Here is a 23,613-nt window from a genome sequence, read left to right as displayed (position 1 = left end):
TAATAATAATAGTATATTAAAATTAAATATGTTGCAAACAATATATTTTTTTGCTATAATAATAAACATGACATGACCGAGTGGTGGAATTGGTAGATGCAATTAACTCAAAATCAACTGTGTTGATTCATAAGTTTTCATGAGGAAAAGCTAGTATTTATGATATTTTGACAGTTTGATGAGTGCTTTATATTCAATATTCCTCTTGCATATTCTTGGAAAATCTGGTAGGATATACAAGTAGTTCGGATTTAAAATATAAGCCGCTGTGGCGGAACTGGCAGACGCATACGACTCAAAATCGTACGGGAAACCATATGGGTTCGAGTCCCATCAGCGGCACCAATAAATTAAAACTCTTTAGTTTAAACTAAAGAGTTTTTTATTGTCACATTCCCTAAATATTCACTAACACTTTTTCTTTTACTTTCAACTGTGGCTTTTTATAAATTTATATAATTGTATATTAAAGATAACATCTAAAATTCTCTTAAGAATATAAAACTTAAAACCTTAATATTTTTATTGTGATTTTAATTTTTTCACTACAACTTTTTATCCAACTTATTATATACAACTACCATACAAATAAATTGAAATAAAAGAAGTAATCCAAGCCCAATTAAAACCCATTTACTTATTACCATTATTGAAAATACACTCAATGCAGATACAATAAATATAATAATCACTAAAACATAAGACATAATTTGGTTAGTAATACGTCCAGATTTATCGCGTAACATAATTCTTCTCTCATCATTCATCTCTATTTTTTGATTTTCTAGCTTTTTTTCATACTCTTTAGCCTTTTCAGGCTTACTCCAATATATATATTGACATATCATACATATTCCAGGTCCTAAAGATGCTCCAGCAAGCCCCCATATAAAAGCTTCAAATGAAAATTCTGTTAATGTAGCCAATAAAATAAATAAAACTCCAAAAACAAGATAAACAATACCCATATATAATCTATTCTTTTTCATTTTTACTCCTCCTCATAAATAAATATTTCTTCAATACTCATATCAAAATATCTTGCTATTTTAAATGCTAAAATAATTGATGGATTATATCTGCCATTTTCTAATGAACCAATCGTTTGTCTTGAGACTTGTAAGGCAATGGCAAGCTCTTCCTGCTTTATCCCTTTCTTTTTTCTTATTTCTTCTAATCTATTTTTCACATTTTTCTCCTTAAATCATTTCATTTTATGTAAAGCTTGCTTTCCATAATTATACACCCAGATATGTTTTATGTAAAGCTTACTTTCCATATTTCACAAAAAATAACAGACTATTTTTAGTCTGCTATTTCAAAATTTCATCTTATTTCTCTAGTTTTGAATTTGTTTCTTAATTGGAATCCAAACTTCTACTGTATAATCAGGAGCATTAATATCACCTTTAGGATAAAGTTCCATATCTGGTAAACTAGCATACTCATACCCAGAACTTGGTAACCATTCAGTAATAATTCTTTTTTGCAATTCCTGTATAGCAATAGCATTTGGCATTGGGGAAATACATTCAAATACTGCCCATGTACCTGATGGTATAAAGTATTCATAAGTATTTTCTACTATAGGATTATCCGTTGAGACAGCAATGTAATAATCTAAGCCTTTATTATCTGTACATACACTAACTCCAAGCAACCCATGAGGTTCGTTATTTATTAACTCTGAAATCTTATCAATTGTTCCATTTTTTATGGATTTATCCCACAATTTAGGAACTTTATCAAAACACTCTTCTACAATCATATTCATACTTTCTTTTATACCAACAATACGAAATCCCTTTTTTTCCACAATACGATATTGCATTTCTACATTTCCCTTTACATAAATAGTTAAGGTTATCCTAGGATATGCTTTTAAAACAACACCTTTTGCTCTAGCAGCAGACGGAGAAATACTATGTATGTTTTGAAAAGCCCTATTAAAAGATGTGGGTGAATCATAACCATATTTCTCAGACAGCTCTAAAATTTTAATATTACTATTTTGTAGTTCAAATGCTGCCTTAGTCATACGTCTACGTCTAATATATTCAGACAAAGGTACTTCTGCAATATATGAGAACATTCTTTGAAAATGGAAGGTTGAACAACATGCAATTTTTGCTGCTTCTGCATAATCCACTCCACTTTCAAGATTGTCTTCAATATAAGTAATAGCTTGATTTAATTTATTTATCCATTCCATTTAACATTCCCTCCAAGCAAATTATACAGTTTAATAAAATAATATACCTCTCAATCTATGCACAAAATTGTAAGATTTAAAATACTATTTCAACAATAGATACAGATTCAGTTTAAAGTATAACATTTACTCATTTAGCTATCAATTTTATATTGGCTTTATATCAAGTCCAATAATTTACATTAATAATCCTCTTTTACATAAAATTTATCAACTAATAATGCTGAAATTAGATTATACAACTATACAACAAAAGAGTTCAATGACATTATTCCATATAATGTATTGAACTCTTTATAGAAATTAATTTAAGTAAAACTAAATTAAATATTAAACTGTTTTATATATTACAATATCCAACTATTTTATAGTCTTCTGGTATTTTATAATCTTTGTCTGGAGTACCTAAATTCCATTTTAACTCAAACATAGTTGCACTTATTATTGTTGCAAAATAAAGCATAACTATACCAACATCTATTTTTTCTTCATACAAATTAGTATGACCATCTTTTCTAACTGCTAAAACTACAACTCCTCCATCAACTATAAATCTCCATGGTTGTCTATTTAATGTAGATGGAGCTAATCTTGCATAATGGAATGCATCAAGAAGCGCTCTCTCTTCTAATATATTTGTATTTGCATTATTTCCCCACTCATCCATATAAACTACTTCTTCTACACCTAAACGAGAAGAACTATTGTCTGAAACAACTTGCATATCAGATTTTGAATAATTATCACCAGTCTTTGTAGCATTTAGTACTTTAGTATTGCTTGCATTTTCTCCATATCCAATGGCAATAATTCCTGTTACCTCTTTGTCTGAGTCAATTCCAAGTTTATCTAATACCTTTTTACTATCCTCAAAAGTAACCCAACAAGAACCTATTCCAAGGTCTGTTACCTTAAAAATTATATTTTCTCCTATGTATCCTGAATTTTCGATGTAATTATCTTTTACTTCAGATAATATTATAATATAACTTGGAGCATCTATCATGTTTCCTTTATATCCTGCTATTTTATCTAAATTGTCAAAAACTTCACTTCTATTCATTACTCTTATATCAACGTCTATCTCTGGAACTAGTTTCTTACAAGATTCTGAGTATTTCTTAATATCACTAAGATACTCTTTTTTAATATCTGTCTTTTTATATTCTCTAACAGACTTTCTATTTAATATGATTGTTTTATAATTCATAATTTTATCCTCCCCAAACTAGTATATTATTAATTATATACCCATTAATGTGATATTTTACGCATTTGCTTAATAAATAATAATTACAATTTTGTAATTATTATTTATTAATAATATTCCACTTTTACATTCATAATGACCAGTTGTGCAAAATCCATTGCCAACCTTCAAATAAAAACATATTATAAAGATAATATAAAATAAACAAACAAATCTTAACAAAAAATTAAACTTTTTTTACACGAAAGAAGGCTTCCCGTTGCCTTCTTTATTTTTTATAAAAAAATAGACTGCTTCTAAAATGATTTTACATTTTTGAAACAGCCAAAGTATTTTATAATGACAACTATATTTGAGGATGTGAGGGAGAGTTGCCATTATAAATTTAGGGTAATTATATTATGTTTTAAGCTAGTTCTTTCTATATTTCTATAATACATTACATATATGAATTTTATATGATATTTGTATAAACAACATATAAAATTATATATTTTAATTATATTAAATCTTATTATTACATCTACTGCAACAATACTCATAGGTCTCTACATTATTTGGAATATTTACAAATACAAATTCTTTACAGTTGTCGCAATACTTTAATATAGATATAGTTCCACAAGTGTAACATTCAAATGTCACACACTCCTCACACTCTTCTATTACTTCAAATTTTTTACTATGTTCACCACACTCTGGGCACTTGCGATTATTTACATTCATAAATACTCCTCCTTATTAGTATAGTTAAAAACATGTCAAAAACTTAATCAAATGTATTTTATATTACTTATTATATATTCTATAATAAATCATATTCCTAGATAATAAAACAAATTAAATAAAAAAAAACCATAAATTTTAAATTTATGGATTAATTCTTGTAATGATAACTCTATTTGAGGATGTGAGGGAGGGTTATCATTACAATAGGGTATTATATTATGGTTTTTAAGCTAGTCTTTCTATACTCTATATAATACATCTGTTATATGAATTTTATATGATTTTTACATAAATATTTTATGAAGTTTAAATTTTTTGACTAATTTTGTATCTGTAAAAAGTTCTCTAAAAATCCATAACATCATAAAAATCCAACATTTAAGTAAAACATTATAAAAAAATTTGTTCAATAATCTTAACAAGTTACATCACCTCATTAACGATTATTAACACAAAACTAAACAATCAATCATAAATTATTCCTAAAACTTAATTTTGATAATTATTGATATACAATCTCTTGATTATCAATCTTATTTTGCATTTCTAATAAAATTTCTTCAACTGAATTGTCAAATATATTGCCTAAATAGACTCTTTTTTCTTTTTGAATGGAATAAGATTTTACACTGCCATCAGAAGAAATATATACATGGCTCCATTCTGCACCATATTTTGAAAATCTTTCTCTTATATCTTTAAACCTCATATCTTCTATTTTTATTGCTCTTCCTCTAGCTCCCCTTACTACTGTATGCCCTCTTTTTATCAAACTAGTTATTTTTATATCTTCTTTTAATTTAACATGTATGTTATCATTCTCTGAATATACATTCCATATTACTTTATGACGATAATCATCTAATTCTCTTATCAAACTTCTTTCAATAGTAAAACTATCTTTAGTTACTATAATTAAATCAAAATGGTCTAACATATATTGAAATACTTCTTTCATATCTTTGTTTTTTAGAATACCTTCACCAATAACTTCTATAAACCTACACCCTTTTTCATACATACACTTTAATAAACTTATAACTTCAGAAAAATATTGAACCCTATTGTCATTACCATCTATCTCTATTGTAAAGTATAAAGGTGTAAGATATACTTTATTTCCTGTTATCTCAAAAACACTTGATAATGTTTGTTCCTCATCTTCAAAGGTTAAATATTCATTATCATAAAACATAAAAAATTCCATAACCTTATCTCTCATGTCAGGGATATTTCTATATCTGTTGGATAATATATCTAATATATCTTTAGTAGTATTTTTCCCATCACATTCTGCTAGTACAACAACTTGCTTCCAACTTAAACTATCCACACTTCCTATACTTTTTTCATATCCATTTGCCTCATCATAAATAGGTCCAATTATGATATTTTCTTTTGGCCACATATGAACTCTAGTTCCATCTTTTAATTTCGGATATTTGTTTTTTACAGATTCATAAAATCTAATTATATCACCCATGATTTTTAACTACCCCCTATATTTTAAATATTACATGCTAAAAATAACAATTTATTTACATTAATTAAATAATTATTAAAAATTAATAATTGTATCTATTTAATAGGGTTTTACACCAATTTTATATATATGTCATTGATGTTTATATACACAAAAAACCTTATTAATTAGACTTTAATGTAATTCTTACTACTTCTGGTTTACAATTAAGTCTAATGAGAACTTTTGAACCTCCTAAGCCTTTATTTAAAACCATAGTGCTACTACCTTTTTCATATTTTCCCCAATCATACTTAGGAAAAAACTCTCTATTTGGAGATAGTACACCTCCAATAAAAGGTATTCTTATTATACCACCATGAACATGACCAGCCAGAACTAAATCAGCTCCCCATTTTACATATTTTTCAAAGAAAAATGGTGTATGAGCTAAAAGTATATTATACTCATTTTCGTTTATTTTACCTAACTTATCTTGTACAAAACTGTCACGCAATTCTAACTTTTTATTATTAGCAAAAAAATATGGATAGCATTCCAATGGTATGATTAAACCATATAGATTAATATAACTATCTCCTTTATATATTCTTACAGATTCATTTTCCATATTTATTATTTTTTTTGAATACAATTCCTTAAAATAATCCCTATATAGATGTTTGTATTTTTTTATTAAAGATTTTTGTTCATGATTTCCAATTATATGGTACACTTCATATTTTTTTACTAAATTATCAATTAAATCTAATGCAATTTGAAAATTTTTATTTTCTCCATCAACTAAGTCTCCTGTTATAAATATAACATCTGGATTTAAGGATTCAATTTTATCTATCAATGTTTTATTATTGTTTTTATCAAATACCTTATTATGTAAATCACTTACTTGAACTATTTTAAAATCATTAAATTCTTTTGGAATTTTTTCATTAAATATGGTATATTCTGTTGTTTCTATATGTTGAGTCTCATACTTATACAGAATATATAAGATTGCTAATACTAATACTGTCAATATAACTTTCATAATCATATATTCTTCCTTTTTATTATATTTTATTAATATTATTATAATGCTTTTATGTTTATTTTAAAACAATAATGTTAGTACATGCATACAAATCTTTTCGACATTATAAAAATAAGTTATCCATTTTGGTAATAAATATTTATTCCCAAAATAGATAACTATAAAATTATCTATAAACTTCTATATTATGAAATACAGTTCTTCCGTTATTTAAATTTTTATATAAATGTTCTAGTGTTCCATCAAATCTAATTGAATGTCCAGACTCTAAAATATAAGTTTTTCCATCTACATTAAGTTCAAGTTTACCTTCTATTACAAGTACATACTCTTCCAGAACATGACTATGTGTAGATGAAACATGAGTACAATTTGCTTCAAGCTCAATTATAAAAAGTTCAAACCTCCTTTGAGGGCTAAAAGGATATATAGGATACAACTTCATATTGCCTTGTTGTTCAATAATAGGTTCTACATCCTCTTTTTTTATAACCTCATAAGTGTTTGTATTTTCATTTAATAGTGTCGTAAAGTTTATTTTGAATCCAGATGAAATTTTCCATAAGGTAGATACAGTGGGGCTAGATTCACCTCTTTCAATCTGCCCCAGCATTGCTTTACTAACTCCTGTCATCTTTGAAGCTTTATCTAAACTTATACCCATATCTTGTCTTAATAACCTTAAGTTTTCTCCTACATTAGGAAATTTATTATCCATGTTAAAATCCTCCTGATAGCCTATTTGTATTCTATGATTTTTACTCCTGTAAGCTCTACTATCTCTTTTAATTTTAACATATGGCTATTGCAAATTTCATCAAATTCATACATATAATCTTCAAGCCCTAATGCTTTATATTTATCAAGTCCAAATTTATGATATGGAAGTAATTCCATCTTTCCACCTAAAACATTTTGCTTTACAAATAATGCAGTGTTTCTTATATTTTCTTCACTATCATTCACTCCAGAAATAATTGGTACTCTTATAACCATAGATTTGTTTAATTTTGAAAGTCTACATATATTTTCTAATATTATCTCGTTACTTACTCCTGTATATGCTCTGTGAACATTATCATCCATAGATTTTATATCTACAAATATATGGTCTATTTTTTCAAAGACATCCTTCACTTTATCCCACTCAAAATATCCACAAGTCTCAATTGCTATGTTTATACCTTTATTATAAAAAGCATCAACTAATTCTCTTAAAAATTCAATTTGAAGTGTGGGTTCTCCTCCAGAAAAAGTTACTCCTCCGTTAGACTCAAAGAAAAATATAAAATCTTTTTCAACTTCCTTTACAATCTCTTCAACAGTCATTTCTTCAGTCATTATACAGATAGCATCATTAAGACATGTTTTAACACATTTTCCACACAAATCACACTTATCATTTATTTGACTTCTGTCAAATAATGAACTTATATTTTGAGGACAAACATCTGTACACCTATTACAAGATATACACTTATCCTTCATGACTCCTAGCTTTACTATATTGCTCCATGAATCTGGATTAGAACACCACTTACATTTTAATTTGCATCCTTCTAAAAATATAGTAGTCCTTATTCCATCACCATCATTTACTGAAAAATGTTGTACCTTTACAACTTTACCTTTTTTACTCATAATCTACCTCATAATTAAAATTTACTGTGTGAGTTTCTGGCTATTATAGCATCTTGCATCTCTCTTGATAAATTAACAAATTGAGTACTATATCCAGCAACTCTAACTAATAAATCTTTATATTCTTCTGGATTTTCTTGAGCTTTTAATAAGACATCATTTGATATTGTATTAAATTGTACGTGGAATCCACCTAGTGCAAAATATGATTTTACCATAGAAGTTAGATTTCTAAGCCCTCTTTCTGTTTCAACCAAATCTTGATTAAATCTCAAATTTAGAAGTGTTCCTCCAGTGTGAACATCATGATTTATTTTTGATGCAGATTTCATAGCTGCCAATGGACTTGTTGTATCAGTTCCAACAAATGGAGAAACTCCTTCTGTCAAAGGTTTTGTAGCTTTTCTTCCACATGGAGTTGCACCTACTATTTTTCCAGTTGGAACATAGTTTGATATACCCATAAATGCACTATTAAATTTAGAACCAAAAATATCCTTATATTTTCTAGTTTCACTGTAATAAAAATCAGAAACTTCAATAGCCAATGAATCTACATAATCATTGTCATTTCCATATTTAGGAACATCTAAGGCAAGTTTTCTTAATTCTTCATAGCCTTCCCAGTCATTATTTAATGCTTTTGTTAACTCTTCTAATGTAGTCACCTTATCTTCAAATACTAATTTTTTTATAGCTGCCAATGAGTTTGAAACTACACCTAGACCTATGCCTGTTAAAACAGGTCCTATATTGTATTTTGCCCCACCTTTACTTAAATCAATACCTTTATCCAAACAACCATCTACACAGGTAGATAAAAATGGTCTTGGTACTATTTCTTTATGAATTTGTTGAGCAACAGTAGTTCCTATAACAGAATTCTTGATAAGATATGCTAGTTGCTTTAAAAACTCTTCTTTAACTTCTTCAAAAGATGCAAATTCATTGATATTTTTTACATCTAACCCCATTTTTTCTCCAGTTAATCTACTCTTCCCTTCATTCATAGCATATTCTAGTGCTGCTGCAAAATTAATATTTACTGCTGAAGTCCATTGACCTGTCTTTCTAAAGTGAGGAACTACACAACCACAATTGCTCCAATCTCTTGCATCTTCTGCATCATATCCATCTTGAAGTAACATTTGTGCCCCTGCACTATCACTGTGTATAGCAGGAAAACCAGTACCTTGTTTTACTAATTTCGCAACTGCCATAACAAAATCATCTGGTGCTCCCTGACTTATTCTAACACTTAAACCTGGTTGATGAGTTTTTACACTTTCTGTTGCCTTTAAACACATATATGAAATATCATTCGTTCCATCAGTTCCATTTCTCTTTTTGCCACCAACAGTAAGGTTTTGAAATTGGTTGTATCCTGCAAAATAATTTGCTGTATTTGCTGATATTGTCCATACCCACTCTGATAGCTTAATCCATAGAGCCTCTATCAACTCTTGAGCCTCTGATTTAGTTATATTTCCTTTTTTAGTATCTTTTTCATAATATGGATACATATATTGGTCAAATCTACCTAAGTTCAATGCTAATGGATTTTCAGATAAAACACCACCTAATTGCACAAACCATACAAATTGTATCGCTTCATAAAAACTAGTTGGAGGATTTGCTGGTACATTCTCACATACTTCTGATATTTTTATAAGTTCTAACTTTCTTTTTGAATCTTTCTCTGATTCACTCATTTCTTTTGCAAGTTTTGAATATCTATTTGCCAATGTCATGATACCATCTGCAACAATAGAAACAGACTTATAGAAATCTATTTTTTCAATATTTTCTGAAATTGATATATCTAATTCTTTTATCTTCTTATCTGCTTCTTTCTTTATCCCCTTATATCCTTTTACAAATAGTATATCTTGATAATCTGGAGTTACTTCCCCTACTGCCTGTCTCCACTTAGAATCATTATCTATTATTCCTGTATCTACCAATATCTTAGCTGTATCTTCTGGAATTCTTGCTAAAAAAACTTCTTCCAAAGATTTACCCTTCCAATATGGAAATATCTCTTTTCTTATAAATTCTATTTGCTCTTTTGATATGACATATGGGTCTTGAGTTCTTTCATCAAAAGTATCCATTTCCTTATCTACCCATTGCCAAGAAAATTCTGGTGTTAATATACCTGTTCTTCTAAATTTACCAGCTGTACCTACAATTAATTCATTCTCAAATATTTTTATAGGAAGTTCTTTGCATGCATCTAAAAAGGCTTTCGCTCTTCTTATACATATGGCTTCTCCCTCAGTCTTTTTATGTGATTCTGTAAAAATTCTAGCCCTTTCACAACATATCATAGGTTTAGAATTAACGTATTCTTGTCTAAATGCTTCTATTCTATCAGTTTGACTCATTTAAAATCCCCCTTTGGATAATATATATTAACTTTTGTATGTTATAACATACTTTAATTATATTATACTGTCCTTTAACATAAAATGGCAACCACAAATAATATATTTTTGAATAAAAAACATTACTAAAGATAAATATGAATTTTATTTTATAATTTATTTCTAACCTGTCATAATTTATTTATTACATCAATGACTTGAAATATCAAATTCATATTCTAAACTCAATTTTAGTACTTTAGTAGATTTTTTAACTTTGTTAACTTCAACATGTATATCATTCATATAGGGAAGTTCTACAGAGCCTACACCTTCATTAAATATTTTTATAACTTTATTTGAAAAATCTTTCTCAGTTAAATCAGTATTAGTTAATGACTTAAATATGTTGTACATAAATTTAATATATTTATCACTTTCAGCTAACTTTTTATTCTCAGGATATTCTTTAGCACAGAGAATATCTACTACTGATTTTCCTTTTTTGTTATCTTCAGACATAGAGTAAAATAAACTTCTAATATCTTTTTCAGGTGGCTTTTCAAATCCATTTATAGAAACTACAAAACTTCCATCTGAATTTGAATTAACTACCTTATAACCACTATCCGTTATAGCCTTTGAAAATTTTTGAGATAAATCTTTTTTAACTTCTTCCAATCCTTCTACAGTCCCAGCTTTTTTTGAGTAATCCTCAAACAGTTTAATAGAGTCATTTTTTTTAGCTTCAATTGAGTTGTTTGATGAATTTTCACTAGCTTGCTCTGAGTTATTTAAATCTTCATTGGATACAGTTGTTGTGCATCCTACCATTAAGCTTGAACTTATACTTAAAATTACTATCATAGCTAAAATATATTTTTTCGCCTTCATATATATTTTCCTCCATTGTATTTCTACTTTTCAAGTTTTTATTAATTACATCCTGTATTACAATATCTTGTATTTTTATTATTTTTATGGTTAGTTTTTCAATATATATCACCTTTCTTTGTAACTAATTCTTATAATTAAGATTAGTAAAATTATAAATTTCTTTATGCTTAAAAATAAGGATGTTATCTTTTATTATTAAAAAGATAACATCCTTATTTTTAAGTATCAATATAGATGCCCCAACTAGTAACTTAATCGACCCAACTGTCAGCATCTTGATTCAATGGTATGCATATATTTAGTATAAATTTGTCTTTCTGATTTTCTAATAATAATTCTCCATTATACTCTTGTAAAGACGATTTAATACTTTGAATTCCTATTCCATGTACAAATTTATCCATCTTATCTGTTAACAGTATATTTTTATTAGAAATAACATTATTTGCTTTACTATTCTCACATTTAAGTACAAAAAATGATTTTGTTATAGTTCCTTTAATTCTAATATATCTATCAATATTTTCATCTGATATTTTCTCACATGCTTCTATTGCATTATCTAAAATATTGGCAAATATGCTTGACACATCTATGGGTTTTATAAAATCAACTTTTGAAAAGTTTATGTCACAAATAAATTTAATTCCCTTTTTGACAGATATTTCACTCTTCTCATTGATTATAATGTCTAATATCATGTTTCCTGTATTATAAATAGATTTGAACTCTCTAATTTCATCTTTTAAATTATTTATATATTCATTAATTTCTTTGCCATCATTTTTAAGATTATCTATACAGCAAATATGATTGTTTATGTCATGATAAAGCTTCTTAACCCTCATATGAGATTCTTGAATACTTAAATAATGAGCATATTGCATATCTAACTTATTTTTTATTAATTCATTCTGAGATTTTAATTTATTATCTTTTATTATTTGCCTAAACAATAATATAAGAACAATGGTGCTAGCTCCTATTATCTTTGGATTTACAAAATTCTCAAAATAATATGGTTCTGAATGTAACCATCTAAACCGTTCTAATATTCTTGATATATAGACTCCAATTATATTCATGGTGTTAGCCATTAGAGCAAATAACAAATATACATAATTCCTTTTATCTTGGCTAAGCAATTTAAATCGATTATACAGAAAACTAAGTATCATATATACAAATATAATAAGTAGATTACTGTATATGTAAACCTTTATATTATCAGAATCAGATGCCAAAAGCCACTCTTTAGATGAAACAAAATTACCTGTAACTACAAAAAATAAAATTCTATCTACAACATCTTTAAAACAATCATAATAAATATTAAATAGGAAAAAGAAAATTATAAATTTAATATATCCTATGTTGTAAAAATAATTATAATATATCGCCCATACAATAAATACTACAACATCAATCAAATAGTACATATTATTAATATAATTTTCTTCTATATTAAATAATCTAGTTATTTTAACTATAATATAAATTAATCCCAATAAAGTATAAAATACTATTTGTTTGTCTTTTTTATTATCTTCTTTATAAATTAATATCCTTTTCAGAATAATAAATCGTACACATATAGATACAATTAATAATAAATCAGACATAAAATTTAACATATTGTATCACCAAGAAATTTCAAAAATTTTTCCTTAACCTCTTTATATCTATATCTACTAATAGGTACTTCTTCTCCACTTTCTAAAATAGCAATATTGGGCTTTATATTTTCTACATAACTTAGATTAACTATAAAGCTTTTATGACATCTTACAAATTTATCTAGTTTTAAATCTTTTTCTATTTTTCCTAGACTATACTTTACTCCAAAACCCTTATTTATTGTGTGTATTAACATATCTTTTTTTTGAATTTCTATATATTTTATTTCATTTAAATAAATCTTGTATATATTAGACTTGTTCTTTATTACAATGTAATTACTTTTATTTGTTTCAATATCTTTAATACAAGTTAATATATGTTTTTTTAATTCTTCTAATTCTATGGGTTTTAACAAATATCTATAAGCTCTTACTTCATATCCTTCTTGCACATAATCTATTAAGGAGGTTATAAATATTATCTCCATTTTATTATCTACTTCTCTAATCTTTCTTGCAGTATCCATTCCATTCATTTGCTCCATGAGTATATCAAGAAGCAGTATATCTATATCTTTTAAACTTACTTTGAGTAAATCTTCTCCAGAACTATATTTTTATATTTCATACTCTACATTAATAATTTTTAATATATTATAAAGATATTCTTCTATTAAACATTGTGTTTCTTTTTCATCTTCACAAATTGCTATCCTAATCATAAGTTCCTGCTACTCAAAATATGGTCAAATATATCCATATAGAGATTTTTCCTTCTTCACTGAACCTCGCCTTACCTAAGCGACTACGATTTTGTATAGTTCTCCAAAGGCTTAAATTCCGAAGTTAGCTCTCCGTACATATATAAGCACTCTTGAACCACGTGTGTGCGAATCAATTTGATTTTAAGCTAGCTTATATTTTTTAGTATTTTTAAGATTAATACTTGCATTTAAATCCCTATCTATAGATAATCCACATTCACATTTGTAAACTCTATCTTTGAGTTTTAAGTTTCTTTTAATCTCTCCACACTTACTACAAGTCTTTGATGATGGATAAAATCTATCTGCAACTCTAAGTTCTATGCAATTATCCTTACATTTAGATGTTAGTTTGGTTCTAAATCCATAGAGTTTTTGACTCATAATAGCTTTTGATAAATGCTTATTTTTCATCAAGTTAGAAACAGCTAAATCTTCAATTACTATATAAGATGGCTTGTTTTTCGCTATCTCGCTTATAGTTTTATTTATATAATCAGTTCTTATATTAGCTAATCTTTGATGAAGTTTTTGTACTTTGACTACTTGTTTTTGAATATTTTGACTAGTAGCTCTCCCTTCTTCTATTTTATTTCTTATTTTTAAACTTTCATATTTCCTTGAAAGTTTTATCAGTTCTCTTTTTAACTTCTTTTCAACTTCCTCATTATCTCTAATCTTTTTCTTGTATTTTCTTAATCCATATATGCGACAACTAATCATCTATTATCATTCCTTTAGCACTAGCATTATTGTCTGAGAAATTCAACCTGATTTTTAAATCATCTTTTTAATTAGAAGTTGAAACCCTTGTATAAATGTTTATAGTGTTTACTCATACAATCACACTTTTCTGTGATTGTATTATACTATATTTGATTATATTTAAATATATTTTTATTTTCTAATTACAACGCCTTATACACTTTCTTATTACACACTATTGAATTTTTTTAATTGATATATTTAAATGTGATTTTAAATATCCGATACCTTAGAATAACATTTTTAAATTATTCTTATCAATACTCAAGATTTAAATAAAATCTAAAAGGTTATAACTGATACGAATATATATAAAGAATAACATTTATTGATAAAAAAAGTGTCTCAAAGTCATTTTGAGACACTCTCCATCTTTATTTAGTTAATTTTTTAATCCTTAAGTAATACATTATTCTTCTATATAATTGTACCAAATACAAAATTAATAACATAATTTGCAATGCGATAGTACAAATATCTACTCCATAACCATTAAATAAATTTCTTATTTCAGTGAACAATAAATATATAAAAATAACTACTAAAATAGTAAATAAAAATACATTCATGAATAAAATTGATTTTACTTTATCTTTTTTATCCAAATCACTATACAATTTAGGAGGTACATCTTCATATGTTTTACTCCATACATACCATGAAGATGTACCTATAAAACTACCAATGCTTCTAAATATAAGATTCCACCCTCTATACTTATGTTTATTAAAATAATCTTCCTCAGCATCATAATAATAATCAATGGCATATTTTATTTTTCTTGGAGTTCCTTTATAAAAATAAAATATTCCTCCAAATTTACTTATCTTATATAAGTTATATCCTTGTTCTTCCATATCTTCTAACCATTCTTCTATCCTATCAGGTGAACTATACCAATCAAATTTAAACTTCATTTTCTTTTCCATAAAATTCACCTCCAAAATGATATTTTTGACATATGATAATCTGTCTTAATAATTATATCATTTTGATATTAATTTTAGGTTACAATTGGATATCTAAAAATCTATTTAAATAGCAATAAACTAATAGCCATAACAACCATTCCTGCAATTAATCCGTAAATTGATAGATGATGCTCACCATATTCTCTAGCTGATGGTAATAGTTCATCAAGTGATATAAATACCATAATACCTCCCACAAGAGCAAACACAATTCCAAGTGTAGTGTCATTTAGAAAATTTCTAAGAAGTACATACCCAATAATAGCCCCTAAAGGTTCTGACATTCCAGATAAAAAAGAATAATAGAAAGCTTTCTTTTTATCTCCTGTAGCGTAATACACTGGTACAGATACAGATATTCCTTCTGGTATATTGTGTATAGCTATTGCTATAGCTATTGGTATTGCTATTGTAGCATCATCAAGCGCCGATATAAATGTAGCTAACCCTTCTGGAAAATTATGAATTGCTATAGCCATTGCTGTAAATATCCCAGTTCTTAAGAGAGATTTATTTTTTTGTATATTTTTTTCATCCAAATTTTCCATTTTCTTTATCTCATGAGGATTTTCTTCTTGAGGAATTAACTTATCAATAATTGCAATGATAGCCATTCCTGCAAAAAAAGCTATTACAGTTGACCAGCTTCCTAATTTTTCTCCCATAGACTTTGTTAGAGCTTCTTGTGCCTTAGGAAATATTTCTACCATAGATACATAAATCATAACACCAGCAGAAAATCCTAAACTTACAGAAAGAAATTTAGTATTAGTCTTTTTAGCAAAAAACGCTATACAACTTCCTATTCCAGTAGACAAACCTGCAAACAAAGTTATTAAAAACGCAAACATTATATTACTCAATTAAATCACCTTCTTATTAATTGATATTGATTATCATTTTCTTTTATAATATCATATCTTTTTTTTATAGTCAATATTTATAGTAATTATAGACAATAAAAAAGCAGAGTATAAACTTAATCTCTGCTTTTTCTTTATAGTATATTAAATTTATTTATTTAAAAAGTCTACTGCATATTGAACATATAAGGCAGTTCCAATCTCTAAAGCATCCTCATCTATATTAAAACACCCATGATGATGAGGATAACAAGCTCCTTTAGCTTCATTTCTAGCCCCTACAAATGCCAATGCACCAGGTGCAATATTCATAAACTCAGCAAAATCCTCTGCTCCTGTTACTTTTTCAAATAGTGCTATACTTTCTTTTCCAAATAGCTTAATTACTGCTTCTGTAGCTATTTTTGAACATTCCCTGTCATTTATAACAGCTGGTGTTAAATATCCATACTCTAACTCAGCCTCTGCTCTATATGCTTCTGCTGTAGATTTTGCTATACGTTCTAAAATCGTAGGAATTTGTTTTCTAAGTTCTGGATTAAATAATCTTATTGTACCTTCTAGAACAGCTTCACTTGCTATTACATTAAATCTTGTTCCAGAATTTAAAATTCCAACACTTACAACTAGCGGCTCTAAAGGACTGACTTCTCTACTAACCATGGATTGTAAGTTCATAACTAATGCAGAACTTGCAAGTACCGCATCAACACCTTGATGAGGAAGTGAACCATGACCACCCTTACCTTTTACAGTAATTTTGAAGAAATCAGCAGAAGCCATTCTTGGACCTTCTTCAACTGACACAGTCCCACACTCTACATCACTCCAAAGATGAATTCCAAATACACCATCTACACCTTCCATAGCACCATCTTTAATCATAGCTCTTGCACCTTTACCTACTTCTTCTCCTGGTTGAAAAAATAATTTCACAGTTCCATTAATATCATCTTTAATATCATTCAAAACCTTAGCTGCTCCTAAAAGCATTGATGTGTGACCATCATGTGCACAAGCATGCATAAGCCCCTCATTTTTTGATTTGTATTCTACTTCTGTACACTCAACAACTTGAAGTGCATCCATATCTCCTCTAAGTGCTACAGTTTTTCCTGGATTATTTCCTTTTATAGTTGCGACTACACCTGTCCCTCCAGATGATACATATGGTACTCCTATTTTATCAAGCTCTTCTTTAATTCTCTTTGATGTTCTAAATTCTTCCATACTTTTTTCAGGATTTTCATGAAATTCCCTTCTAAGTTTGATTACATAATCTTTATATCCATTTGTTATTTCTTTAATATTCATTCCAGACCTCCAAGTGTAACATATTCTTCTTATTTTTTAAATGCCTTATTTATTAATTAAAGTTTATATAAGATTTACAAAAATACCTGCTATTACTACAGAAGCTATTGTTACTGTAGTAAATCCACCAACAAGCATCTTTGGAAGCATTTTATCCATCAGAAATTCTTTTTCTTCTGGAGTTTCAGCTAGAGCCTTTACTGCTTCTTCAGTTAATATATAATTTGGTGGGAAACCATAAAGTGCTGTAAGTGAAACTGAAAACGCCATTTCCTTACTTTCACCCAAAAATTTACCTACTATAATAGAGAATATTCCCATACCTATTACACCAAATATTATAATTCCTACAAGAGGAACAGCCATTTCAGCAAGCATTGCTGGTGTAGCTTTTGCTAATCCTGCAAATATAAAAGCCATCAATGATGTCATTAACCATCCAAATGAACCAGATTTATTAAGTGGCTTTCTGTCAACTATTCCAAGTTCTGATGCTATTACACCAAATATTAAACAGATAACATATCTTGATACAACTTCATTTGTAAGATTTGTAAATTGTACTGCTAACCATGCTACAAGTCCTAATCTAAGTATTATCATATATGTTGTGTCGTACTTTTCAGGTAAATCTGGAATTATCTTAAACTTACTCTTTTGTTCAGGTACTTTTTCAGTTTCTTCTTCAACTTTAGTTACAGTTACTTTTCCACTTCTAAAATCTGATAAAAGTCTTTTTCCTTCTTTTTTAAGCATCAATGCTGTGATAGGATAACCTGCAAATCCTTGTGCCACATACATTAAAATCGCTAAAACTGCCAAACTCGCAAGACCTTTTGCTGTAGCCGCATCTGCCATCATTATAGATGCAACTAATCCTCCTGTAAGAGGAGGTGTAGCGATTACAGCTGTATCCCATCCAAACACTAGAGTTCCTAATGCCAAAGCTCCTACACATATTCCTACTATTCCTGCTAACGCTATTACAATTGTTTTCCATTGACCTGCTAGCTCTTTAATACTCATCATAGTTCCCATATGAGTTATTAATAAAAGCATGCCTAATTGTGCTAATGGTGTCCCCAAAGCTGCTAAATCCACGATATTTTCTGGGAAAAAAGTCCAAAATCCTACTATAAATATAATTGCTGATACAAAAACTGATGGAACAAAAGCTTTAGTTTTTGCTGAAACTACATCTCCTATCGTCAGTGATACTAAAACTAGACAAAAAGCTGTTATTGCCTCCATACAAAATCCCCCCTCATAAATAAATATATTTGTATACAATGTATGTATAGTTATCCATTATTTTACTACTTTTGAAAAACATTTCAAGTCAAAATTCGATTTTTTTCATAAAATTCTATAAATTCTATAAATTAAAGTTAGTTTTCTAAATTATTCTTTTTGTAAAAACGTTATCCTGTAAATTGGCTATTTAACACTACTTTTATAAATAGAATTAAATATAATTTGCAAAAAATAAAACATAGAATACATTTTTCATAAAACATCTCATTAATATAAAATGAATTTGCTTTATGAATCTTAATATATTCTATGTTTATAAATTTAATGTATATGTTAGTTATTGTGTAATCTACTATATACTCCATTTTTATTTACTAACTCTTCATGAGTACCTCTTTCTTCAATTCCTTTATCTGTCAGTACTATGATTTCATCAGCATTTTTTATAGTAGTCAACCTATGTGCAACAACTAAATTTGTTCTATCTTTACTTAACTCTTCTAAGGACTCTTGAATTTCTCTTTCTGTTACATTATCTAAAGCGGAAGTAGCTTCATCCAATATTATTATTGGAGGATTCTTTAAAAAGATTCTTGAGATTGAAATTCTTTGTTTTTGTCCCCCAGATAATTTTACTCCTCTTTCTCCTATATAAGTATCATATCCATCTGGCAAAGTTTCTACGAAATCGTGTATTCTAGCTTTTTTTGCAGCCTCAATCATCTCTTCATCTGTAGCACTAGGATTTCCACAAAGAATATTATCTCTTATAGTTCCTGTAAATAAAAATACATCTTGTTGAACTATACCTATATTTTTTCGCAAAGATTTTAAACTTACATCCCTGATACTTTTTCCATCAATTTTTATATCACCTTTATCAAACTCATAAAATCTTGGCAATAAATTACACAATGTAGTCTTTCCTCCACCAGAAGGACCTACTAAAGCTATAGTTTTACCAGCTTCTATAGATAAACTTAGATTATCTAATACTTGGGTATCATCTTCATATGTAAAAGATATATTTTCTATCTCGATGTTACCTTTTACATGTTCAAGTTCAACAGGGTTTTTAGCTTCTTTTTGATGGTCCTGTTCCATTATCTCTATGAATCTTTTAAAACCTGTCATACCATTTTGATATTGTTCTGTAAAGTTTATCAATTTCTTCATAGGTTGTATAAACATCTTTACATATAATATATATGCAGCAAAATCACCTAAAGTAATTTTCCCAAGATAAGTAAAGTATCCACCAGCTATAACAACTACCCATTCCAAAATATCCATATATAAATTCATACCAGAATAATATTCTGCCATTACTTTATAAGAATCTTGTCGTGCTCTCCTAAATAATTTATTACTTCTTACAAACTTATTTAATTCTTCTTTTTCAGTACAAAAAGACTTAGTTACTTTCATTCCAGCTATGCTATTTTCTAAAGTTGCATTTACATCACCTATAGTAACTCTACTTTTCATAAAGGCTATATTCATCTTATCTTTTTTTGTTATAGCAAACCAAATTATAAATGGCAATATAGCAAAAATTATAAGAGTAAGAGGAATATTTATATCTATAAGTATAAAGAATGAACCAACTAACATTACTATAGAAATGAATAAATCTTCAGGACCATGATGTGCAAGTTCTGTTATATCCATTAAATCATTTACTATTCTAGACATAGTTACACCAGATTTATTATTATCAAAATAAGTATTTGGAAGCCTCTGTAAGTGTGTAAATACCTCATTTCTCATATCAGCTTGCATATCTACACCAATGACATGTCCCCAATATTGCATAAAATAATTAAGCCCTGCTTTTGCTATAAATATAAGTATAAGTACAACTGCAAAAACTACTAGCATTCTTAAATTTTTATTTGGAACAATGTCATCCATTATATTTCTAGTTATCATAGGATAAACTAAATCGCATAAAGAAAATAAGAACGCAGCTATAAGGTCTAATGTAAAGATTTTCTTATATGGTTTATAATATTTGACAAATTGTTTTATCATAAGTTTTAAATCCTCCTTTACCAATACGTCTAAAAAATACCCTTAAATTAGTATAACATAACACTAATTTTAAATCTTTTATAAAATTGCAATTCAAAAGAATATGTTTCATAAAATTGAATACTTATTTTATATAATCATATATTTAAAATACACCTAAAAAGAGCCATATCTATGTAAATAAAATTTTACAAGATACAACTCTATATTTAGTACTAAATATTTTTTATAACTGTAAACTCAAAAACTTATTTTAAAGCATCCAATATTTTCTTATCTAATGCAGCAGTATTTATACCTGTTATGTATGCTGTTGCTTTTATTGCAGGTATATCATAAGTTGTTGGTAATATAGTAGTAGATACTATCAAATCAGCACCTTCTTGTTTTGTTGCACATTCAGCAATTTTACATTGTATAACTTCTGCTTGTATGTTATTTTCTTTAACCAATCTTTCTACTTTGTCGCAAACTACTGTTGATGTTGCAATTCCTGCTCCACATGCTACTAATATTTTTTTCATATTATCCTCCTACGATTTCTATAATATTTTATAATTCAAAATACGATTTTTATAATTAAATAAATTTCTCATATCTTTATTTATATATAAATAATTATACCATTTTATATCAAAATAATATCTTAAAATTATTCTTTTAATATGTTTTTTATTTCACTATCATTTAATTTTAAAGTATTATTTTTTATACAATATTCTATGTACTTTGATACATTTTTATAGTCATTCAAACTAAACTGCTTAATATTTAAATCATATTCTATGTCACTTATAATACCTATCAAATCAGATTTATTTGATAAAATATCCTTATACTTATCCTTTCTAATTACCTCTAATCTTTTAAATCTATAATTTTTATATCCTTCTATAATAATCAAGTCCATATCTTCATAAAACTTAATCATTTTATATAGTGGATTTTTATCTTTTAACTCTTCAATATATGCTAACCTCTTATTTGATATTATACAAACTTTCCTCGCACCTGATTTTCTATGTTTATAAGTATCTTTCCCTTCCTCATCTATCTCAAAATCATGGCATGTGTGTTTGATAACTCCAACATTATACCCTTCTTTACTTAATTCTCTTACTATACCTTCAATCAACGTAGTTTTACCTACTCCTGAATAAGAGACAATTGATAATACATTATACATAAAACCATATCCCCTTCATAAAACTATATAACAACAACATCTACTAATTGATTTTCTTTTATTATTTCTCTCTTTTTTATCTTAATCATGCAATTGCTTCTCAATGTTGCAGATAATCTAGCCTTGGCATCTTTTTTATCATTTAATGTAACATATAATTTACCTTCATCTGTATATAATTTTCCACTTACAAATCTATCGTTATTTGAGACTTTGTTAAATTCTCCTTTAAATATAGCTTTTATATAATGATTGCTGTCCTTATATGTTAAATACTCAATCACAGGAACAACTACATTATCAAATACCACAATTGCCGCATGTGGATTGCCAGAAAGCCCAAACAATATTTTTTCTCCCAATGTAGCTACATAACAAGCTCCTCCAGGTTTAATATTTATCTTCCAAAACAATTCTTTTGCTCCTATGTTTCTAAATACATCTGGTATTAAATCTTTATCTCCAACAGATACACCACCTGTAGTAATTAAAAAATCTACAGTTTCTAGCATATCCTTTACTTTTTTTTCTAATTCTTGTATATCATCAGTACAATTACATATTGTATCTGCTTGTATTCCAAGCTTTAAAAGCTTTGAATATAATGTATATCTATTGCTATCATATATTTTGCCATCCTCCAAAGTTTCATTTATATCTTGTAATTCTGTTCCTGTATTTAAAATACCAACTTTTAAATCATCATATACAGTTAATTTAGATATTCCAAGACTCGCTAATACTCCTATACCATCATACCCTATATTTTGATTTTTACTAATAATTAATTGACCTTTTTTTATATCCTCACCTTTAAATATATAATTGTCATATTCCTTTAGTTTTATATTTAAAGTTATCATGTCTTCTCTAGTTGTCACATCTTCTTTCTTTACTACACAGTTTGCTCCCTTTGGAATTTTTCCACCAGTCATTATCTTCACTGCTTCATTTTTATTTAATATACCATCAAACACTTCTCCTGCATATAATGTTCCTATAACCTTTAAATTTTTATTTTCAGAATTTGCATCATATGCATAACCATCATATGGTGACCTGTCAAATGGAGGACTATCAATTGTTGAATATATATCTTCTGCAACTACTTTATTTACTGCTTCTATAAGATTAACTCTCTTAATCCTACTTATTGGTATAACATTTTCTTCAATAATTTTTATGGCATCTGCTAATCCTATCATTTTAAATACACCCCAATATATTTTTTATTTAAAAACATTCTTAATGTAGTATAATTGTAAATTGCAA

The 23,613-nt window shown here is 27.4% G+C and carries 21 protein-coding genes, 1 tRNA gene and 1 pseudogene; 1 reads left to right on the top strand and 22 read right to left on the bottom strand.

Annotated features, from left to right (window positions below; translation table 11 throughout):
• Positions 1-262 precede the first annotated feature (262 nt).
• A tRNA-Leu gene (locus IC173_RS00355) sits at positions 263-345 on the top strand.
• A gap of 200 nt (positions 346-545) precedes the next feature.
• On the opposite strand, the gene IC173_RS00350 is transcribed toward IC173_RS00355, so the two are convergent.
• From IC173_RS00350 to IC173_RS00245, 22 genes and pseudogenes are all read right to left on the bottom strand, one after another.
• Positions 546-989, bottom strand: coding sequence for a hypothetical protein (locus tag IC173_RS00350; RefSeq protein WP_227855006.1), 444 nt, complete (start codon positions 987-989; stop codon positions 546-548).
• A gap of 2 nt (positions 990-991) precedes the next feature.
• Complete coding sequence (locus IC173_RS00345) at positions 992-1,189, bottom strand: helix-turn-helix transcriptional regulator (RefSeq protein WP_227434059.1); 198 nt, start codon at positions 1,187-1,189, stop codon at positions 992-994.
• 150 nt (positions 1,190-1,339) lie between these two features.
• Positions 1,340-2,212 carry an AraC family transcriptional regulator gene (locus IC173_RS00340; protein WP_227855005.1) on the bottom strand — a complete coding sequence of 291 codons (873 nt, stop codon included), beginning with the start codon at positions 2,210-2,212 and terminating at the stop codon, positions 1,340-1,342.
• 340 nt (positions 2,213-2,552) lie between these two features.
• Positions 2,553-3,422, bottom strand: a complete 870-nt coding sequence (locus IC173_RS00335; RefSeq protein ID WP_227855004.1) for a nitroreductase family protein — start codon at positions 3,420-3,422, stop codon at positions 2,553-2,555.
• Between the two features lie 504 nt (positions 3,423-3,926).
• A complete protein-coding gene (locus IC173_RS00330; protein ID WP_227482178.1) occupies positions 3,927-4,148 on the bottom strand; it encodes a hypothetical protein in 222 nt (73 codons plus the stop codon).
• Positions 4,149-4,653: 505 nt separating this feature from the next.
• A complete protein-coding gene (locus IC173_RS00325; protein WP_227482177.1) occupies positions 4,654-5,634 on the bottom strand; it encodes an SPASM domain-containing protein in 981 nt (326 codons plus the stop codon).
• Positions 5,635-5,797: 163 nt separating this feature from the next.
• Positions 5,798-6,670, bottom strand: coding sequence for a metallophosphoesterase (locus IC173_RS00320; protein ID WP_227434054.1), 873 nt, complete (start codon positions 6,668-6,670; stop codon positions 5,798-5,800).
• Positions 6,671-6,833: 163 nt separating this feature from the next.
• Positions 6,834-7,385, bottom strand: coding sequence for a helix-turn-helix domain-containing protein (locus IC173_RS00315; protein WP_227434053.1), 552 nt, complete (start codon positions 7,383-7,385; stop codon positions 6,834-6,836).
• Between the two features lie 20 nt (positions 7,386-7,405).
• Positions 7,406-8,308 (bottom strand): glycyl-radical enzyme activating protein, encoded by a 903-nt coding sequence (locus IC173_RS00310; RefSeq protein WP_227434052.1) that lies wholly within the window; start codon positions 8,306-8,308, stop codon positions 7,406-7,408.
• Between the two features lie 14 nt (positions 8,309-8,322).
• On the bottom strand, positions 8,323-10,695 hold the full coding sequence (locus tag IC173_RS00305) for a formate C-acetyltransferase/glycerol dehydratase family glycyl radical enzyme (RefSeq protein ID WP_227831254.1): 2,373 nt from the start codon (positions 10,693-10,695) through the stop codon (positions 8,323-8,325).
• A gap of 189 nt (positions 10,696-10,884) precedes the next feature.
• Positions 10,885-11,568: a hypothetical protein gene (locus tag IC173_RS00300; RefSeq protein WP_227855003.1), complete on the bottom strand. Its 684-nt coding sequence runs from the start codon at positions 11,566-11,568 to the stop codon at positions 10,885-10,887.
• A 254-nt stretch (positions 11,569-11,822) separates the two neighbouring features.
• A complete protein-coding gene (locus tag IC173_RS00295; protein WP_227855002.1) occupies positions 11,823-13,193 on the bottom strand; it encodes a sensor histidine kinase in 1,371 nt (456 codons plus the stop codon).
• A 5-nt stretch (positions 13,194-13,198) separates the two neighbouring features.
• A pseudogene (locus tag IC173_RS00290) lies at positions 13,199-13,912 on the bottom strand (LytR/AlgR family response regulator transcription factor).
• Positions 13,913-14,095: 183 nt separating this feature from the next.
• A complete protein-coding gene (locus tag IC173_RS00285; RefSeq protein ID WP_413927532.1) occupies positions 14,096-14,677 on the bottom strand; it encodes an RNA-guided endonuclease InsQ/TnpB family protein in 582 nt (193 codons plus the stop codon).
• 416 nt (positions 14,678-15,093) lie between these two features.
• On the bottom strand, positions 15,094-15,648 hold the full coding sequence (locus IC173_RS00280; protein WP_227823623.1) for a DUF2812 domain-containing protein: 555 nt from the start codon (positions 15,646-15,648) through the stop codon (positions 15,094-15,096).
• A 101-nt stretch (positions 15,649-15,749) separates the two neighbouring features.
• The gene (gene zupT / locus IC173_RS00275; RefSeq protein WP_413927534.1) at positions 15,750-16,541 is read right to left on the bottom strand and encodes a zinc transporter ZupT; all 792 of its coding nucleotides are present in this window, start codon (positions 16,539-16,541) and stop codon (positions 15,750-15,752) included.
• 162 nt (positions 16,542-16,703) lie between these two features.
• The gene (locus tag IC173_RS00270) at positions 16,704-17,867 is read right to left on the bottom strand and encodes a M20 family metallopeptidase (RefSeq protein ID WP_227434045.1); all 1,164 of its coding nucleotides are present in this window, start codon (positions 17,865-17,867) and stop codon (positions 16,704-16,706) included.
• 63 nt (positions 17,868-17,930) lie between these two features.
• On the bottom strand, positions 17,931-19,118 hold the full coding sequence (locus tag IC173_RS00265; RefSeq protein WP_227834681.1) for a hypothetical protein: 1,188 nt from the start codon (positions 19,116-19,118) through the stop codon (positions 17,931-17,933).
• 336 nt (positions 19,119-19,454) lie between these two features.
• Positions 19,455-21,155 carry an ABC transporter ATP-binding protein gene (locus IC173_RS00260; protein ID WP_227434043.1) on the bottom strand — a complete coding sequence of 567 codons (1,701 nt, stop codon included), beginning with the start codon at positions 21,153-21,155 and terminating at the stop codon, positions 19,455-19,457.
• A 248-nt stretch (positions 21,156-21,403) separates the two neighbouring features.
• A complete protein-coding gene (locus IC173_RS00255) occupies positions 21,404-21,679 on the bottom strand; it encodes a PTS sugar transporter subunit IIB (RefSeq protein WP_227434042.1) in 276 nt (91 codons plus the stop codon).
• Between the two features lie 128 nt (positions 21,680-21,807).
• Entirely contained in the window at positions 21,808-22,341 is a 534-nt protein-coding gene (gene mobB / locus IC173_RS00250) for a molybdopterin-guanine dinucleotide biosynthesis protein B (protein ID WP_227834683.1), read from the bottom strand.
• A gap of 23 nt (positions 22,342-22,364) precedes the next feature.
• Positions 22,365-23,546, bottom strand: a complete 1,182-nt coding sequence (locus IC173_RS00245; protein ID WP_227434040.1) for a molybdopterin molybdotransferase MoeA — start codon at positions 23,544-23,546, stop codon at positions 22,365-22,367.
• Between the last annotated feature and the right edge of the window lie 67 nt (positions 23,547-23,613).

This window comes from Clostridioides sp. ES-S-0048-02, assembly GCF_020658495.1.
Classification (GTDB): domain Bacteria; phylum Bacillota; class Clostridia; order Peptostreptococcales; family Peptostreptococcaceae; genus Clostridioides.
Note: the sequence above shows the minus strand (reverse complement) of the source record. Positions and strands in the feature narration are given on the sequence as shown.

Excerpts from the sequence above, each read along its gene's own strand:
- IC173_RS00350 (WP_227855006.1), bottom strand. The coding sequence starts at position 989 with ATGAAAAAGAATAGATTATATATGGGTATTGTTTATCTTGTTTTTGGA.
- IC173_RS00340 (WP_227855005.1), bottom strand. The coding sequence starts at position 2,212 with ATGGAATGGATAAATAAATTAAATCAAGCTATTACTTATATTGAAGAC.
- IC173_RS00335 (WP_227855004.1), bottom strand. The coding sequence starts at position 3,422 with ATGAATTATAAAACAATCATATTAAATAGAAAGTCTGTTAGAGAATAT.
- IC173_RS00330 (WP_227482178.1), bottom strand. The coding sequence starts at position 4,148 with ATGAATGTAAATAATCGCAAGTGCCCAGAGTGTGGTGAACATAGTAAA.
- IC173_RS00325 (WP_227482177.1), bottom strand. The coding sequence starts at position 5,634 with ATGGGTGATATAATTAGATTTTATGAATCTGTAAAAAACAAATATCCG.
- IC173_RS00320 (WP_227434054.1), bottom strand. The coding sequence starts at position 6,670 with ATGATTATGAAAGTTATATTGACAGTATTAGTATTAGCAATCTTATAT.
- IC173_RS00315 (WP_227434053.1), bottom strand. The coding sequence starts at position 7,385 with ATGGATAATAAATTTCCTAATGTAGGAGAAAACTTAAGGTTATTAAGA.
- IC173_RS00310 (WP_227434052.1), bottom strand. The coding sequence starts at position 8,308 with ATGAGTAAAAAAGGTAAAGTTGTAAAGGTACAACATTTTTCAGTAAAT.
- IC173_RS00305 (WP_227831254.1), bottom strand. The coding sequence starts at position 10,695 with ATGAGTCAAACTGATAGAATAGAAGCATTTAGACAAGAATACGTTAAT.
- IC173_RS00300 (WP_227855003.1), bottom strand. The coding sequence starts at position 11,568 with ATGAAGGCGAAAAAATATATTTTAGCTATGATAGTAATTTTAAGTATA.
- IC173_RS00295 (WP_227855002.1), bottom strand. The coding sequence starts at position 13,193 with ATGTCTGATTTATTATTAATTGTATCTATATGTGTACGATTTATTATT.
- IC173_RS00285 (WP_413927532.1), bottom strand. The coding sequence starts at position 14,677 with ATGATTAGTTGTCGCATATATGGATTAAGAAAATACAAGAAAAAGATT.
- IC173_RS00280 (WP_227823623.1), bottom strand. The coding sequence starts at position 15,648 with ATGGAAAAGAAAATGAAGTTTAAATTTGATTGGTATAGTTCACCTGAT.
- zupT (WP_413927534.1), bottom strand. The coding sequence starts at position 16,541 with ATGTTTGCGTTTTTAATAACTTTGTTTGCAGGTTTGTCTACTGGAATA.
- IC173_RS00270 (WP_227434045.1), bottom strand. The coding sequence starts at position 17,867 with ATGAATATTAAAGAAATAACAAATGGATATAAAGATTATGTAATCAAA.
- IC173_RS00265 (WP_227834681.1), bottom strand. The coding sequence starts at position 19,118 with ATGGAGGCAATAACAGCTTTTTGTCTAGTTTTAGTATCACTGACGATA.
- IC173_RS00260 (WP_227434043.1), bottom strand. The coding sequence starts at position 21,155 with ATGATAAAACAATTTGTCAAATATTATAAACCATATAAGAAAATCTTT.
- IC173_RS00255 (WP_227434042.1), bottom strand. The coding sequence starts at position 21,679 with ATGAAAAAAATATTAGTAGCATGTGGAGCAGGAATTGCAACATCAACA.
- mobB (WP_227834683.1), bottom strand. The coding sequence starts at position 22,341 with ATGTATAATGTATTATCAATTGTCTCTTATTCAGGAGTAGGTAAAACT.
- IC173_RS00245 (WP_227434040.1), bottom strand. The coding sequence starts at position 23,546 with ATGATAGGATTAGCAGATGCCATAAAAATTATTGAAGAAAATGTTATA.